15 protein-coding genes are annotated in these 15,027 nt (G+C 67.3%); 1 reads left to right on the forward strand and 14 read right to left on the reverse strand.

What is annotated here, in order from left to right; genetic code table 11:
- Positions 1-50: 50 nt before the first annotated feature.
- The 14 genes from CFB49_RS24005 to CFB49_RS24070 all read right to left on the reverse strand — a co-directional run bounded on the left by CFB49_RS24005 (position 51) and on the right by CFB49_RS24070 (position 13,409).
- Positions 51-1,451 carry an MFS transporter gene (locus CFB49_RS24005; protein WP_069620958.1) on the reverse strand — a complete coding sequence of 467 codons (1,401 nt, stop codon included), beginning with the start codon at positions 1,449-1,451 and terminating at the stop codon, positions 51-53.
- Between the two features lie 37 nt (positions 1,452-1,488).
- A complete protein-coding gene (locus CFB49_RS24010) occupies positions 1,489-2,733 on the reverse strand; it encodes an NAD(P)/FAD-dependent oxidoreductase (protein WP_089492506.1) in 1,245 nt (414 codons plus the stop codon).
- Positions 2,730-3,692: a VOC family protein gene (locus tag CFB49_RS24015; protein ID WP_089492507.1), complete on the reverse strand. Its 963-nt coding sequence runs from the start codon at positions 3,690-3,692 to the stop codon at positions 2,730-2,732. Before CFB49_RS24015 ends, CFB49_RS24010 begins: the two co-directional genes overlap by 4 nt.
- Before the next feature lie 18 nt (positions 3,693-3,710).
- The gene (locus CFB49_RS24020; RefSeq protein WP_069620955.1) at positions 3,711-5,201 is read right to left on the reverse strand and encodes an aldehyde dehydrogenase; all 1,491 of its coding nucleotides are present in this window, start codon (positions 5,199-5,201) and stop codon (positions 3,711-3,713) included.
- Between the two features lie 72 nt (positions 5,202-5,273).
- Positions 5,274-6,095, reverse strand: coding sequence for an aspartate dehydrogenase (locus CFB49_RS24025; protein ID WP_089492508.1), 822 nt, complete (start codon positions 6,093-6,095; stop codon positions 5,274-5,276).
- Positions 6,088-7,755: a thiamine pyrophosphate-binding protein gene (locus tag CFB49_RS24030; protein WP_069620953.1), complete on the reverse strand. Its 1,668-nt coding sequence runs from the start codon at positions 7,753-7,755 to the stop codon at positions 6,088-6,090. The genes CFB49_RS24025 and CFB49_RS24030 overlap by 8 nt, the downstream gene beginning before the upstream one ends.
- Positions 7,748-8,545, reverse strand: coding sequence for an SDR family oxidoreductase (locus tag CFB49_RS24035; protein WP_069620952.1), 798 nt, complete (start codon positions 8,543-8,545; stop codon positions 7,748-7,750). The genes CFB49_RS24030 and CFB49_RS24035 overlap by 8 nt, the downstream gene beginning before the upstream one ends.
- Positions 8,542-9,402 (reverse strand): IclR family transcriptional regulator, encoded by an 861-nt coding sequence (locus CFB49_RS24040; protein ID WP_069620951.1) that lies wholly within the window; start codon positions 9,400-9,402, stop codon positions 8,542-8,544. Before CFB49_RS24040 ends, CFB49_RS24035 begins: the two co-directional genes overlap by 4 nt.
- Positions 9,399-10,301: an alpha/beta fold hydrolase gene (locus CFB49_RS24045; protein ID WP_089492509.1), complete on the reverse strand. Its 903-nt coding sequence runs from the start codon at positions 10,299-10,301 to the stop codon at positions 9,399-9,401. The genes CFB49_RS24040 and CFB49_RS24045 overlap by 4 nt, the downstream gene beginning before the upstream one ends.
- Before the next feature lie 18 nt (positions 10,302-10,319).
- On the reverse strand, positions 10,320-10,847 hold the full coding sequence (locus CFB49_RS24050) for a cupin domain-containing protein (RefSeq protein ID WP_006489904.1): 528 nt from the start codon (positions 10,845-10,847) through the stop codon (positions 10,320-10,322).
- 34 nt (positions 10,848-10,881) lie between these two features.
- Positions 10,882-11,652, reverse strand: a complete 771-nt coding sequence (locus CFB49_RS24055) for an SDR family oxidoreductase (protein ID WP_089492510.1) — start codon at positions 11,650-11,652, stop codon at positions 10,882-10,884.
- Positions 11,645-12,715, reverse strand: a complete 1,071-nt coding sequence (locus CFB49_RS24060) for an aromatic ring-hydroxylating dioxygenase subunit alpha (protein ID WP_089492511.1) — start codon at positions 12,713-12,715, stop codon at positions 11,645-11,647. Before CFB49_RS24060 ends, CFB49_RS24055 begins: the two co-directional genes overlap by 8 nt.
- Positions 12,716-12,778: 63 nt before the next feature.
- Positions 12,779-13,090 (reverse strand): recombinase-like helix-turn-helix domain-containing protein, encoded by a 312-nt coding sequence (locus CFB49_RS24065; protein WP_089492512.1) that lies wholly within the window; start codon positions 13,088-13,090, stop codon positions 12,779-12,781.
- Between the two features lies 1 nt (position 13,091).
- Positions 13,092-13,409 (reverse strand): non-heme iron oxygenase ferredoxin subunit, encoded by a 318-nt coding sequence (locus tag CFB49_RS24070; protein ID WP_089492513.1) that lies wholly within the window; start codon positions 13,407-13,409, stop codon positions 13,092-13,094.
- Positions 13,410-13,843: 434 nt separating this feature from the next.
- On the opposite strand from CFB49_RS24070, the gene CFB49_RS24075 reads away from it, so the two are divergent.
- Positions 13,844-14,923: a porin gene (locus CFB49_RS24075; RefSeq protein WP_069620946.1), complete on the forward strand. Its 1,080-nt coding sequence runs from the start codon at positions 13,844-13,846 to the stop codon at positions 14,921-14,923.
- The last annotated feature ends 104 nt before the right edge of the window (positions 14,924-15,027 follow it).

Raw genomic sequence — 15,027 nt, forward strand, 5'->3', positions numbered from 1 at the left:
GGGCATCGCCCGGGCCTCACCACGTCGTCCGCTACCGCCGCCGGCCCCGCTTACGCCTCGAGCGCCTCCAGCACCTTCCCCTTCGTCTCGATTCCGACGAAGTGCACGGTCAGCGCCGCGATCAGCGGCACCACGCCGATCAGGTAGAACGCCGGCGCGAGGTTTCCGCCGATGATCGCGTGCGGCACGACCATCGGTGCGACGAACGACGCGATCTTCAGCCACGCGCTGCCGAGCCCGCAGCCCGACGCACGGATGCTCGTCGGATACTGCTCCGGCGTGTAGACGTAGGCGGTAATGAACCCGGACGCCATCAGCCCGAGCGACAGCGAACAGAAGATCGCGACCACGTACACCGACGACGCGTGATAGATACCCGCGAGTGCGAGCGACAGCGCGCACAGCACGAACGACCACACGATCACCGGCTTGCGGCCGAGCTTGTCGACGAGCAGCGCCGACGCCAGCGACCCGAGCACGCCCATGACCGACCCGATCACCGCGAGGTTCAGCGCGAGCTGCAGCGGCGCGTGATAGAAGTTCTTGTAGATCGTCGGCAGCCACGTCGACAACCCGTACTGGATGAACCCGCAGGTCGCCCACAGCGTCGCCACCGCGAGCGTGCGCTTGCGATACGCGGCGCGGAACAGGTCGCTCATCCTGCGCTTCGGATGCTGGCGCACCATCTCGTCGAACGCGGCCGCCTGCGTGACCGGCGGCAGTTCGCCGCGCACCGACGCCTCGAACGCGCTCGTCGCCCGCCCGGCTTCCGCGAGCCGCCCGCGCGACGCGAGCCAGCGCGGCGATTCGGGCACGAGGTGCGTGAGCACGAGCGACAGGATCACCGGCAGCCCGCCGACGAAGTACATGATCTCCCAGCCGAAGCGCGGCACGAGCCAAGCGCCGAGCGCCATCGACACGAGCAGGCCGATCGGAAACACGATCTCGTACAGCAGCACGAAACGGCCTCGGCCATGTGCACGCGTGATCTCGTTGATGTACGTCGCGGCGACCGGCAACTCGCCGCCGAGCCCGAGCCCCTGCAGAATCCGCAGCAGCACGAAGATCTCGAACGTCGGCGCGAAACCGCACGCGATGCTCGTGATGCCGATCACGGCCGAACTCCATGCGATCGCTTTCACGCGGCCATGCTTTTCCGCGAGCGCGGGAAACAGGAATGCGCCGATCAACTGGCCGATCGCGCCGGACGCGATCAGCATGCCGATCTGCGTCGGCGACAGCCCCCACTTGTGAATCAGCAGCGGCAGCGTCGCCGCGATCGTGATCACGTCGAAGCCGTCGAAGAACGTCGCGGTGCCGATCAGCACGCGCGCGCGGATCTGCATCGCGTTGGCCGGAAGCCGCTCGAGCCGCGCGATGATCGCGCCGGGCGTGGAAGCGGCAGCTTCCATCGTGGCCTTGCCGGCCACGACGTTGTCGAAAGTGCTCATGCGGGGTGTCTCCTGGGTCTCTTTCCGGTCGAGCCGGTCAGGCAAGCGCTTGGGTCGTGTCTGCCAGGGCTTCCGTATCCACTGCCCGGCCCTGGTTCATCCACTTGCGTGCGAGCTTCAGCTCACGCGCGTTGTTCACGGCGATGACACCTCTCACATGCCCGTCGCCAACAAAAAACAGCGTCGCACGACGCGCGGCGAGATCGCCGCGCACGACGAGCTGCGCATCGGCCGGCAGATCGCCGAGGATCTGCAGGTTCACGTCGTACTGATCGGACCAGAACCACGGAATCTCCGCGTACGGTGCACGCACGCCGAGCACCGCCTTCGCGGCCGCGATCGCCTGGTTCTGCGCGTTCGCCCACGATTCGAGCCGCACGCGCCGCTTCAGCCAGCCGTTGTGATGGTTCGCGACGTCGCCGCACGCGAAGATCGCCGGGTCGCTGGTCGCGCCGTATTCGTCGACGACGATGCCGTCGTCGACCGCGAGCCCCGCGTCGCTCGCGAGCGACGCGTTCAGCGCAAGGCCGATGCCGGCCACCGCGAAGTCGGCGTCGATCGTCGTGCCGTCGGCAAGCGTCGCGCGTACCTTCGATGCATCGCCGGGCGGCGCATCGAGCGATTCAAGCGCCGCGCCAAGTCGCACGTCGACACCGTTCGAGCGATGCAGGTCGAGCAGGAAGTCCGATACGACCTGCGGCACCGAGCGGCCGCACAGGCGCGGCGCGCCTTCGACGACCACCGCTTCGACGCCGAGCTTGCGCGCGGTCGCCGCGACTTCGAGGCCGATCCAGCCGCCGCCGATCACGAGCACGCGCCGGCTCGCACGCAGCTTCTCGCCGAGCGCGGCCGCTTCGTCGAGCGTGCGCAGGTAATGCAGATTCGGCGTGTTGACGAGCGCACCGGGCAAGCGGCGCGACGTGCCGCCGGTCGCGATCACGAGCCGGTCGTATTCGATCTCGCGGCCGCTTTCGGTTCTCACCACGCGACGTGCACGATCGATCGACGCCGCGCGTTCCGGCTGCCACGCTTCGACGTTCAGCGCGTCGAATTCGTCGGGCCGCACGACGCGCACGGTCTCGATGTCGGCGTCGCCGGCCAGCACAGCCTTCGACAGCGGCGGACGTTCGTACGGCAGGTGCCGCTCGTCGGCGATCATCACGAGACGGCCCGCGTACCCTTGCGCGCGCAACGTCTTCAGCACCCAGCCGGCCGCCTGGCCGCCGCCGATCACGACGACCGTGCCCGGCGCGGCCTGCTCCTGTGTGTTCTCTTCGCTCACGATTTGCGCTCCGTCATGAACTTGCCTTCCGGCGCCTTCGCGTTCTTCTGCCGGCGCGTGTTGCCGTCGAGGCCGCCGTCGACGGCCCACTCGGCGAACACGGTCGGGCCTGGTTCGAATTCGCGCGGCTGCCATTCGGGCGTCAGCACGTCTTCGTCCGCGTAGTACTCGATCAGCGCGCCGGCCGGGTTCTGGAAGTACCAGAAATACGCGGACGACACCGGATGACGCCCTGGGCCGAGCTGCGTTTCCCAGCCGCAGCGGTCGATGTGCATGCCGCCGCCGAACACTTCGTGGATGTCGCGCACGGTAAACGCGACGTGGTTCAGGCCGCGTTTACCGTTCGGCAGCGCGAGCAGGAACAGGTCGTGGTGGCCGCCATGCGGCGCGCAGCGCATGAACGCACCGCGGCCCGGATAACGGTCCGACGTCTCGAAGCCGAGCCGTTCGTGATAGAACTTTTCCTGCGCATCGAGGCAATTCGTGAAGAACACGACGTGCCCGACCTCGACCGGCTCCGCGCGCGCATAAATCGGGCTCGGCTGATCGACGCGCAGCGTCTGGCCCCACACGTTCGACGGTGAGCCCGTGATGTCGAGTGCGCGCTTGCGCGTGACTTCGATACGGATCGCCATCCCGTTCGGGTCGATGCAGCCGACCGCATCGTCGTGTGCGTAGTAGCCGGGCTGGCCGGCCAGCTTCGTGCGCAGTGCGTCGACTTCCTGCCGCGTCGCGACGCCCCATGTGACTTCCCGCAACGTCGGGCCCGCTTCGAACGCGGGCGGCAGCGACGGATCGTCGGCTTTCACGACGAGCACGGTGCAACCGTTCAGCGTCTCGAAACGCGCACGCGTGTCGTCGTGCGCGACTTCCTTCAAGCCCCAGTCCGCGAAAAAGCGCCGGCACGTGGCGAGGTCGTCCACACCGTACGTGATCTGCTCGATTCCCAAGATGCTCATTGCGTCATTCCCCTTCGCTCAGTTCGCCCACGGCAGCGGCGCGTCGTTCAAGCCCCAGTAAAGGCTCTTCTGCTGCATGTATTCGCGGATGCCGAGACGCCCTTTCTCGCGGCCCATCCCGCTCTCCTTCCAGCCGGAGAACGGCGTGGAGATCGAGAACAGCTTGTACGTGTTGATCCAGATGGTGCCCGTCTCCAGCGCCCGCGCGATGCGCCACGCGCGCTTGTAGTCACGCGTCCAGATGCCGGCCGCGAGGCCGAACACGCTGTCGTTCGCCTGCGCGATCAGCGACGCTTCGTCGTCGAACGGCATCGCGACCAGCACCGGCCCGAAGATTTCCTCCTGGCAGATGCGAGCGCTGTTCGGCAAGCCTTCGAGAATCGTCGGCTGATAGAAGAAGCCGTCCTCGCGTCCGTCGCCCGACGGCCGCTCGCCGCCGCACAACAGCCGGCCGCCTTCTTCCAGCCCGAGCGCGACGTAGCGCTCGACCGACTCGCGATGCTTCGCGGTGATCAGCGGGCCCATCTGCGTATCGGGCCGCGTCGGGTCGCCCACGCGCAGCTTGCGCGCGCCGGCCACCAGCCGCTGCATGAATGCGTCGTACACCGCGCGCTGCACGAACAGCCGCGAACCCGCGATGCACGCCTCGCCCGACGAGCTGAAGATTCCGTACAGCACGCCGTTGACCGCGTGATCGAGATCCGCGTCGTCGAATACGATCGTCGGCGACTTGCCGCCGAGTTCGAGCGACACGGGCATCAGTTTCTCGGCGGCGATGCGCGCGATGCCGCGGCCCACTTCGGTGCCGCCGGTGAACGACACCTTCTTCACCAGCGGATGACGCACGAGCACGTCGCCGATCACCGAGCCCTTGCCCGGCAGCACGCTCAGCACGCCCTTCGGCACGCCGGCTTCCTCGCAGATGCGCGCCAGCGCGAGCGACACGAGCGGCGTGACTTCAGCCGGCTTGAGCACCACCGCGTTGCCACCGGCGAGCGCCGGCGCGAGTTTCTGTGCATCGGATGCGATCGGCGAGTTCCATGGCGTGATCGCCGCGATCACGCCGATCGGCTCGTACACGCTCATCGTCAGGTAGTCGCCGCGCGACGGCGTCAGTTCTTCGTCGAGCGTTTCGAGGCACGCCGCGAAATAGCGAAACGTATTCGCCGCGCTGGCCACGAGCACGCGCGTCTCGGCGATCGGCTTGCCGTTGTCGCGGCGCTGCAGGTTCGCGAGCGCCTCGTGCCGCTGCATGATCAGGTCGGCGATCCGGTACAGCACCTGCGCGCGCTGATGCGGCTTGAGCCCGGCCCAGTCGGCGCGGCGCCATGCGGCGTCGGCGGCCACGATGGCGTCGGCCGCGTCCTCCGCGTTCGCCGTCGACACTTCCATGTTCAGCGACTGGTCGGCCGGATAGAGGCTCGCGTAAGGCGCGCCGCGGCCGCGCCGCCACTCGCCGCCGATCAGGATGTTGCCGTCGGGCACGAGGCGCGTATCGAAAGGAGTCATGTCACAAGTCTCACAAGTCTGTCTCTGCACATCCGCCCTCGCCGTGGCGCGGGCGGACGCTCGATGGTCCGGTCAGATCACGCAGCAGGCCGCGCGGTTGCGCAGCGCGCGGATCGCGCTGTACGCCGTCAGCGCGGACGTCTTCGGGTTGTCGGGCAACGGCTTGCCGCTCATTTCCAGCGACATCTCGCCGAATGCGCCGCGCGCGGTGATGCGGTGCACGTTGCGCTCGACGGCCGGATCGGCGATCAGGCGCACGTGCGTCGCGTCGAGGCCGACGCCCGCGAGCGCGACCGTCGCCGCGACGTTCGCGTTCTTCGGATACAGCCGCGCCGCATCGCGCGCAGTGCCTTCGAAGATCACCTTCTCCGCGGTCATCGCGCGCAGGTCGCACAGTTCCTCGGCCGGCGTGCCGAGCCAGCCAAGCGGCGGCTTGCGACCGACGTACAGCACTTCGTCGAGGCCACCCTGCTGCGCGGACGCCAGCGCATCGATGCCGCCGATCGCGCCGGACAGCAGCGTCACGGTGGTGCCGCCTTCGTCGGCGGCCTGCGACAGCACGTCGAGCAGCGCGAGATCGGACAGCGCGCCGATCGACGCGACCGCGCAGTCGGTGCCGGCCTTCAGCAACGGCACGACGTGATCGACGAGCGCGCTGTGGCCCGCGCATTCGAGCGCGAACGCGGGGCGGCGGGCCAGCGCGTCGACCGACGACACGACCTCCACCGCACTGCCGAGCGCGCGCTGCACCGCGTCGCGCTGATGCTCCGGCACGATCACGTGCGCGACGTGCAGCGACGCGTCGTGCTCGACCGCGCGGTACACGGCCGCGCCGATCGCGCCGAAGCCGATCATCGCGACGTCGACGGGTGCCCGCTTGTGCCCGTTACGCATACTGGCGCTCCGTCGGCGCTTCCTTCTTCACCGGCGGGCCCGCGAAGGCGGACGCGAACGAGCCGACCGACAGCATGTCGACCTCGACCATCACCGGCCCTTCCTTCGCGATCCCTTCGCGCACGATCGCTTCGGCCTGGTCGAGCGACGTGATCCGGTAGTGCGTGAGGCCGAAGCTCGCGCAGAACTGCGCGAAATCGGGCTGATGCAGCTGCACGAAGCAGCGGCGGCCGCCGTAGTGCGCGTCCTGGATGTTGCGGATCACGCCGTAGCACTGGTCGTTCATCAGCACGATCATCACGTTCGCGTTTTCCTGCACGGCCGTGACGAGCTCGCCGACGTTGACCATCAGGCCGCCGTCGCCGACGAGGCAGACCGTCTTCGCCGCCGAACCGGCCAGCGCCGCGCCGATGCCCATCTGGATGCCCTGGCCGATGCCGCCGCCGAGCGCATGCACGCCCGCGCGCGGCTCGAAGATCTTCAGCAGGCGGTTGCCCCACGTGCTGTTCGAGATCGTCACGTCGCGCACCCAGTTGTAGTCGCGGCCGACGGCGGCCTGCAGCGTGTCGACGAGCTTCCTGTACGGCCCGAGGCCCTTCGCCACGTCGGCCACCGCGTCCTCGCGAGCCGCCGCGAGGTCGGCCGCGAATTGCGGATCGACCGACAGGCGGCCTTCGAGGCGGTCGGCCAGCTCGGCCAGCACGCGCTTCGAATCGCCGTGCACGAACAGCGCGTTGCGATAGCCGCGGTTGTCGGCGAGCGCATCGGCATCGACGCGGAACAGCGGCTGCGGCAGCGCAAGCTTGTACTTCAGCGTTTCGTTGCCGCGCAGGCGCGAGCCGACCACGACGAGCGCGTCGCAGGTCTTGTAGAACGCTTCGACCGATGCATGCACGTTGAACGCGCCGAGCGTCGCCGGGTGATCTTCCGGCAGCACGCCGCGGCCCTGCACGCTCGTCACGACGCCGAAGCCGAGCTTCACGAGGCGTTCGACTTCCGCGCGGGCATGCCGCGCGCCGCCGCCGAGCCACAGCAGTGGACGGCGCTTGGCCGCGAGTGCGTCGGCGAGCTTCGCGACGCGGGTGCTATCGTGCTCGCGCACCGCGACGTGGGCCGGTGCGAGGTCTTCCGGCCATTCGATTTCGGCTGCCTGGATGTCGATCGGAATCTCGACCGACACGGGGCCCGTCGGCGCGGTCTGCGCGACGCGCACGGCTTCGCGGATCGTCGGCAGCACGGTTTCGACCGTGCGCACGCGGAACGCGGCCTTCGAGATCGAGTCGAGCATCGACAACTGGTCGGGCGCTTCATGGATGTACGCGAGATCCTGGTCGAGGTACGGCGTCTCGATCTGCCCGGTGATGTGCAGCAGCGCGGTGCCGGCCGTCAGCGCCTCGACCATCGCGCCGGCCGCGTTGCCGGCCGCCGTGCCCGTGCTCGTGAACGCGACGCCGAGGCCGCCCGATACGCGGGCCAGCCCGTCGGCCATGTTCAGCGCACCGGCTTCGCCACGTGCGCCGACATACCGGATGTTGCCGCGCGAGTTGATCGCGTCGAGGATCGGCATATTGTGGATCGAGATGACACCGAATGCGGTTTTCACGCCGCACTGCTCGAGAAAGGCGGCAATCAGCTCGCCAACCGTGGTTTTTTCAGACATGGCGTGCAAAGCCTCCAGAAACGTCGATATGGCTGCCCGTCGTGTAGGACGACAGATGCGTTGCGAGATAAAAAAGGGCCCAGGCCGCCTCGTCGGGCTTGCCGAAGCGATTCAGCGGAATGTTCTTCTTGCGGGCGAGCGTGCCCGTCCACGCCTCCCAGCTTTCGCCGGGCTGCGCCTGCGCTTCATGGCGGCGGCGCCACTGCCCCGACTCGACGATGCCGATCAGGATCGAGTTCACGCGGATGCGCTGCGGCGCGAGTTCGGTCGCGAGCGACTTCACGAGGCTCAGCACGCCGGCGCGCGCCGACGACGTCGCGACCATGTGCGGCTCCGGTTGTAGCGCGAGCAGCGAGTTCACGCAGGTGATCGTCGGCGCGGCCGCATCGCGCAGCAGCGGCAGGAATGCGCGTGTCGGGCGGATGATGCTGAAGTACTTCAGCTCGAGTTCTTCGCGCCATGCGTCGTCGGTCGTGTCGGCGAAGGTCGACACGCGGCCCTGGCCGGCGTTGTTGACCAGCATGTCGGCGCGGCCGAATCGTGCGGACACCGCTTGCGCGAATGCGGTCACGTCGGCTTCGTCGAGCACGTCGCAGCGTGCGGCCAGCAGTTGTGCGTCTGCGTACTTGTCGCGAAGCATTGCTTCGGCGCGTGCGAGGCGGTGGCCGTCGCGGCCGCAAATCGCGACCGATGCGCCGGCCTGCAGGAACCGTTCGGCCGTCGCGAGGCCGATGCCGGACGAGCCGCCCGTCACCACTGCTACTTGCCCGGTCAGATCGATCTTGATCATCGGAGTCCTAATGCTTTCAGAAACGTGTGCTCGTCATCCGAGCGGTAATTGAGCCGCCGCGACAATTCCGCCGCCGCGCGTTGCACCTTGTCGATCAGCCCGTCCGCGATCAGCGCCGCGTCGATCTCCGGACGCGGCACCGTCACCGTGATGCACGCGACGATCTTCTGCGTCTCGTTGCGCACCGGCGCCGTGACAACCGAGATCCCGCGCTCGAACGACGAATTGCTGACGCCGTAGCCGCGCAGCGCATCCTCGCGAATCACTTCGTAGAGCGCGTCGACCGTCTCCGGCGTCGCGCTCGTCATCCGGTTCAGCATGCCTTCCGGATACAGCGCGTGCAGTTCCTTCAGCGACAGGTCGCCCATCAGCACGTGGCCGTGCGTCGTCGCATGCGCGGGCAGCCGCGTGCCGACGTTCACGCGGATCGAGCTGAACACCGGCGACTGGCTCTGCGCCTTCGCGACGAACACCACGTCGCGGCCGTCGCGAATCACGATATGCGTCGTGAAGCCGGTCGCATCGCGCAGGCTCTCGATCACCGGCAGCCCGAGGTCGGTCAATTCCAGCGAGCTCAGGTATTCGAAGCCGAGCCGCAGCACGGCGATGCCGAGCTTGTAGTTGCGATCCTTGTCCGCGCGTTCGAGAAAGCCGAGCGATTCGAGCGTCTGCAGCAGACGGAACACCGTCGTGCGCGGAATGCCGAGCCGTTTCGACAGTTCGGGCGCGCCGAGCACGGGCTCGCGCGGCGAGAATTCGGCGAGAATGCGCAGCCCGCGTTCGAGGCCCGGCACCACGTAGCCGGCTTCGGCCTTCGCGTTGTCCGCGTCCTGCCGTTGTTGCAACGGTTCGCTCATTCCAGCCCCCGTTGACGATCGCATTGGCGACAGAAGCCGTCGATCAGCGATGAATAGACTGCCGGCTGTTCGACGTAACCCGCATGACCCGCCTGCGGAATCACCTGCAGCCCGACGTGCGCGGCCGCGGCGATCCGCTCGCACGCGGCCGGCGGCGTGATCGCATCGTTCGCGCCGACGGCCACGGCCGTGCGGCCGCGAAAACCGGCGAGATCGGCCGCGAGATCGGCGTTCGCGAGCAGATGCGTGGCCTGCGCGTAGCCGGCCGGCACGATGCGCGCCATGTTCCAGCGCACCCACGCACGCGCGTCCTCGTTCGCGAAGCCGGACAACATGTTGCCGCTGCGCTGCTCGGCGAGCCCGGCCGGGCCGAGTTCCGCGAGCATCGCGAGCCGCGCGTCGCGGCGTGATTCGCGGGTGTCGGCCGGTGCGTTGCCGTAGCCGCCCGCCGGCGAAATCAGCAGCAGGCCGGCGATCCGCGCGGGCATCACGCGAGCCAACCCGCCCGCGACGATCGCGCCGAGCGAATGCCCGACCAGCACGCAACGCTCGATGCCAAGTGCCTCGAGCCACGCGTTCAGCGATGCCGCGTAATCGGCGGCGGCCGGCGACGCGCCGTGCACGGGCGTCGACACGCCGTAACCGGGCGCATCCCACGCGAGCACGCGCCGCGATGCGCGCAGCGTATCGAGCTGGCTCACCCACGATGCCGCGCCCGAGCCGATTCCGTGCAGCAGCACGACGGGCAGCGTGCGGCCCGCATGCTGCGCGCGGGCCTCCCGGTAGCCGATCGTGCCCGCCGCGCCGGCTTCGCAACGCTGTTCGGGAAACTGCCCGAGCAGCGCGGCGAACGCCGCGGTGCGGTCGCGTTCACGTTCGCGTTTGTCGATGACACTCATTGCTTCACCGGCTCCGTCTCAACGCTTGATCTTCGCGAGCGGCGAATCGGGCGGATACGTCGGCGTGATCGGCTTCGACGAACCGAGCATCACGCACATCAGCGCGTCTTCCTCGCCGATGTTGATTTCCGTTCGATATACGCCCGGCGGCACCGAGATCAGGTCGCGCTCGCCGAGGATCGCTTCCCAGGTCTCGCCGTCGCGCTCGCAGATCACCTTCATCTTGCCGCGCAGCACGAAGAAGATTTCCTCGACGTCGATATGGATGTGGCTCGGGCCAATGTTGCCGGCGGGGATCACCATCGTCGAAAACGTGAAGTTGCCGGCCGGCACCGTGTTGACGTCCTTCGCGACGCCCGTGCCGCCCGTGCCGACGTAGCGCATCTGCGCACGGCGGTACTTCGGGTCGTAGTCGGCCTGGAACTTCAGTGCGTCCCAGTCGTAGCGCCGCGTCGCATAGCGCGCGACGCGCCCTTCCATCCAGTCGTTGAAGCTTGCGCCTTCCGGCTGGTCCCACGACTTGCGTTCGAGATCGGCGTCCGCCATCGTCCTCTCCTTCATTCCGAGTGAAAACTTCAAATCAGTTCATTACGAAGCCGCCGTTCACCGGCAGCAGTTGACCCGTCACGAAGCGCGCGCCGTCCGACAGCAGGAACAGCACGGGGCCCGTCACGTCGTCGGGCACCTGCGCGCGCGTGAGCGCACGGCCCTGCAGGTAGAACGCATGGCGCTCGGCGGGCACGTAGGCCGTCGCCTCGACTTCGGTCAGCCCCGGCGCGATCGCGTTGACCGTCACGCCGTGCGCGCCGAACTCGCGTGCCTGCGCATGCGTCATCGCGATCACCGCGCCCTTGCTCGCGACGTACGCGAGCAGCTTCGGCGCGCCCCACAGCGCGGTGTCCGATGCGAGGTTCACGATCGCGCCGCGGCCCGATTGCGCGAGGTGCGGGAGCGCCGCATTGCTGACGAGCCACACACCGCGCACGTTCACGGTCATCACGGCATCCCACGTCGACACGTCGAGCTGCGTCGAGAGCTTGCCGCCGGAGTTCGTGATCGCCGCGTTGTTGATCAGCGCGTCGATGCCGCCGAGCGCCGCCGCGGCCTGTGCGACGAACGCGTCGATGCTGGCCGGATCGGCGAGGTCGAGCGCGAAGAAATGCGCGGTGTGGCCGGCTTGCGCGAGCTGCGCGGCCAGCGCGCGGCCCTCGTCGACCAGCACGTCGCCGAACGCGACCTGTGCGCCCGCTTCGACCAGCGCCTTCACGAATGCGGCGCCGAGACCGCGCGCGCCGCCCGTGACCAGCACGCGGCGACCGGGCAGCGCCACGACCGGAGCGGATTCAGCCATTCGCGGGCTCCGAGGCGGCGTGGGCCGCGCGATGCGCGTCGAGCGCGGACAGATGCTCCTGCGCACGCTGGCGCAGCATCCGGCGCACACGCGTGATGCCGACGTCGTGCTGGTACAGGTATTCGTGATCGCGCGCCTGCGGCGCGAGGCTTTCGAGGACGTAGCGATCCTGCTCGAGCACGTCCCAGTGCAGGCCCTCGAGGCGGTTGCGGTACATGAAGCGCCACACGTCGCGCTGCCAGCCGCCGACCTTGCGCGTACGCCAGAAGTAGACCTGACAGTTGTCGCCGTCGACCGGCGTCGCGAAGCCGATGATCCCGAAATTGCCGCCGGGACCGAACTTCTGCTTGTACGGAATCGCGAGGCGCATCCACAGGCAACCCGTTTCGCCAAGTTCGACCCAGTCGAAGTTCACGTCGCGCTGGCCGATCTTCTCGAACATCAGGCCCGTTTCCGTCTTGCGCACGCGCATGTCGGCCTGCTTGTCGCCTTCGGCCATCGAGTGCGACGTCGCATGCAGATACGCGCCGTGCATCGGGTCCATCACGTTGTCGATCGCATACTGGTAATTGCACTTCCAGTTCGACACGCACAGGAAGTGCGCGTACTCGTCGGCGACCAGTTCTTCCGGCAGGTTCAGCGGCGCCGGCTCGCCGTGCGCTTCGTCACCGAACCACAGGAAGATCGCGCCGGCCTTCTCTTCGACCGGATACGACTTCACGCACTTCGTGCCTTCGAGCGGACAGTTCGATACGGCCGGCACGCGGTTGACCGTGCCGCCGCCGTCGACTTCGATGCCGTGATACCAGCACGCGATGTTGCCGCCGAGGTTCCAGCCGAGCGACAGGCGCGCGCCGCGGTGCGGGCAGCGATCTTCCAGCGCGTGGACCTTTCCTTCGTGATCGCGCCACAGCACGATCTGCTCGGACAGGCGCGTGACGCCGACGGGCGCGTTCGACACCTGCCAGCTTGGCGTGACGGGATACCAGTAGTTCTTGATGCCGCGGTCGAGGTAATCGCGGACCGGGTCGTGTTGGGTTTCGTGTTGTACGGGGGACGTCATCAGTGTGCTCCGGATGCGGTTGTCTTCGGATCGGCGCTCAGGCGCGCGGCGCGGTTGGTGCGTTCATTCCGCCAGCGAGGCCATTTCGGCGCGAAAACGCTCAGGTGTCCAAGCCGTGCCGTCCGGCGCGCGAAAACCGATGCGGTTCAGGCCCGCGACGACGTCTTCCAGTTCGGTCGCACCGCTCTCGAACACGCGTTCGAGCGCATCGCCGAGGTCGTTCTCGTACTGCGTCGGCTCGGCCTTGCGGTTCTGCCAGACCTGGTTCTCGACCTGGCCGGGGATCTCGATCCGCCCCTTGCCGGCGACGTTGTTCGGCTGCGGCGCCACCCACGGCTTCAGGAAGGGATTGAAATTGACGGTCGCTTCTTTCATGTCACTCCACCTTGATCTGGATTTCTTCACCGGCGAGGCGCACCGCGTACTGCTTCAGCGCGCGCCCGCCCGGACCCTTCAGGCATTCGCCCGTCTTGATGTCGAACACGGCCTCGTGCAGCGGGCATTCGACCGTGCCTTCGTCGACGAAGCCCTGCGTCAGCAGCGCGTACGCATGCGGGCACACGTTCTCGAGCGCATACACGGCGTCGCCGACGCGGTAGATCCCGATTTCCACGCCGTCGGTCCGCTTGAACTCGATCGGCGTGTCTTCCGACAGTGCGCCGGCGTGACCGGCGCAAATCCATTGCTCAGACATCTCGCACCCTTCCTTCTGATCGACTCTTGATTTGTTCCATATCCGGAACAGCAGTTTATGGATGGTGATTATAGGAGCGACCTTCCACGAGTAAAACAAAAAGCTGCATGTCCTAGGGAAAACACCGACCGGCAGGTCGACCTGTCCCTCCACTTACCCTATCGAATGTGATTTTTTGTTTTACGACGGGTATTTATCGACTGTTTCGAGACATGACGCCGCGCAGGCTGGTCTCCGGACGGCATCCATCCGTCCCGAAAAATTTATTTTTGATCCGGCGTGCGACACCTCTATACTCCATTCCATCAAAGGTACGTTGTTCCTTATATGGAACACAAGAATGCCCACTCGGCGATGAACATGCGCGACGGCCGGCCGTGCCTGCGCAGGCCGTCACAACACGTATTCATCAGGTTGGAGAGTCAGGAGACGAAATGGTCAAGCATGCGGTAGCAGCGGCAGTCATCGGAATGGGCGCCGCGTCGGGCGCGTGGGCGCAAAGCAGCGTGACGCTGTACGGCAGCATGGACGCGGGTGTCGCGTACGTGAACAACGTCGGCGGCCACGCGAAGTGGGCAATGATCCAGGGCAATACGCAGCCCGACCGGTGGGGCCTGAAGGGCAAGGAAGATCTCGGCGGCGGGCTGTCGGCGATCTTCCAGCTGGAAAACGGCTTCTATACGAACAACGGCCAGTTCGCGACCGCGAACACGATCTGGAACCGCGCGGCGTTCGTCGGCCTCGGCTCGGAGCGCTACGGCACGCTGACGCTCGGCCGCCAGACGCCGTTGACGTTCGACTATCTCGATCCGCTCAGCACCGCGTACCTCGCGCTGAGCTGGTTTGCGTTCCATCCGGGCAACATCGACGGGCTCGCCGCGACCGGCAACGTACCGTACAACAATTCGGTCAAGTACCGCTCACCGACGTTCGCCGGTTTCTCGGCCGCGGCCACGCTCGCGCTCGGCAACACGACGAACTTCTCGACCGGCAAATCGGTCGGCGTCGCGCTGAACTACGCGAACGGGCCGTTCAAGGCGTCGGCCGTCTACTCGAACGAGCACGACCGCTCGATCCTGATCGGCCAGACCGGCATCACGTCGTTCCAGGGGCAGAACACCGCGAACGGCTACCTCGCGAACAAGGTCGAGAACATCGGCGCGGGCGCGTCGTACCAGATCGGCGACTTCCTCGTGCATGGCCTCTACACGCGCGTGAAGATGCAGTCGAACGGGTTTTCCGACACGTTCCAGAGCTACGACGCGGGCGTGAACTACCGCAGCAGCGCGTTCAACACGATCGCGGGCGGCGCGGCGACCACGACGCTGGCCGGCCGCCGCTGGACGCAGGTCGAACTCGGCGACATCTACGCGTTGTCGAAGCGCACGCAGTTGTATGCGAACGTGCTGTATGAACACGGTTCGGGCGGCGCAAAGGCTGCGTTCTTCACGGCCGGCGTGTCGAGCACCGCGAACCAGGTGATCGTGCTGACCGGGATTCATCACTCGTTCTGAGCGCGTTCAGGCACCAGGCTTCGGCGCCCGAAAACGACAAGAGCGGCCCGCGGGCCGCTCTCTTCGTCTGGGATGCCGCGCGCCGCGGCCGGTACGACGCGCAC

This window comes from Burkholderia sp. AU17457 (assembly GCF_002223255.1).
Taxonomy (GTDB): Bacteria; Pseudomonadota; Gammaproteobacteria; order Burkholderiales; family Burkholderiaceae; genus Burkholderia; species Burkholderia sola.

What these genes read in the sequence shown, in the direction of transcription:
- CFB49_RS24040 (WP_069620951.1), bottom strand. Translation starts at nt 9,402, where the DNA reads ATGAGCGAACCGTTGCAACAACGGCAGGACGCGGACAACGCGAAGGCC.
- CFB49_RS24075 (WP_069620946.1), top strand. Translation starts at nt 13,844, where the DNA reads ATGGTCAAGCATGCGGTAGCAGCGGCAGTCATCGGAATGGGCGCCGCG.
- CFB49_RS24050 (WP_006489904.1), bottom strand. Translation starts at nt 10,847, where the DNA reads ATGGCGGACGCCGATCTCGAACGCAAGTCGTGGGACCAGCCGGAAGGC.
- CFB49_RS24070 (WP_089492513.1), bottom strand. Translation starts at nt 13,409, where the DNA reads ATGTCTGAGCAATGGATTTGCGCCGGTCACGCCGGCGCACTGTCGGAA.
- CFB49_RS24045 (WP_089492509.1), bottom strand. Translation starts at nt 10,301, where the DNA reads ATGAGTGTCATCGACAAACGCGAACGTGAACGCGACCGCACCGCGGCG.
- CFB49_RS24025 (WP_089492508.1), bottom strand. Translation starts at nt 6,095, where the DNA reads ATGCGTAACGGGCACAAGCGGGCACCCGTCGACGTCGCGATGATCGGC.
- CFB49_RS24005 (WP_069620958.1), bottom strand. Translation starts at nt 1,451, where the DNA reads ATGAGCACTTTCGACAACGTCGTGGCCGGCAAGGCCACGATGGAAGCT.
- CFB49_RS24035 (WP_069620952.1), bottom strand. Translation starts at nt 8,545, where the DNA reads ATGATCAAGATCGATCTGACCGGGCAAGTAGCAGTGGTGACGGGCGGC.
- CFB49_RS24065 (WP_089492512.1), bottom strand. Translation starts at nt 13,090, where the DNA reads ATGAAAGAAGCGACCGTCAATTTCAATCCCTTCCTGAAGCCGTGGGTG.
- CFB49_RS24015 (WP_089492507.1), bottom strand. Translation starts at nt 3,692, where the DNA reads ATGAGCATCTTGGGAATCGAGCAGATCACGTACGGTGTGGACGACCTC.
- CFB49_RS24020 (WP_069620955.1), bottom strand. Translation starts at nt 5,201, where the DNA reads ATGACTCCTTTCGATACGCGCCTCGTGCCCGACGGCAACATCCTGATC.
- CFB49_RS24055 (WP_089492510.1), bottom strand. Translation starts at nt 11,652, where the DNA reads ATGGCTGAATCCGCTCCGGTCGTGGCGCTGCCCGGTCGCCGCGTGCTG.
- CFB49_RS24030 (WP_069620953.1), bottom strand. Translation starts at nt 7,755, where the DNA reads ATGTCTGAAAAAACCACGGTTGGCGAGCTGATTGCCGCCTTTCTCGAG.
- CFB49_RS24060 (WP_089492511.1), bottom strand. Translation starts at nt 12,715, where the DNA reads ATGACGTCCCCCGTACAACACGAAACCCAACACGACCCGGTCCGCGAT.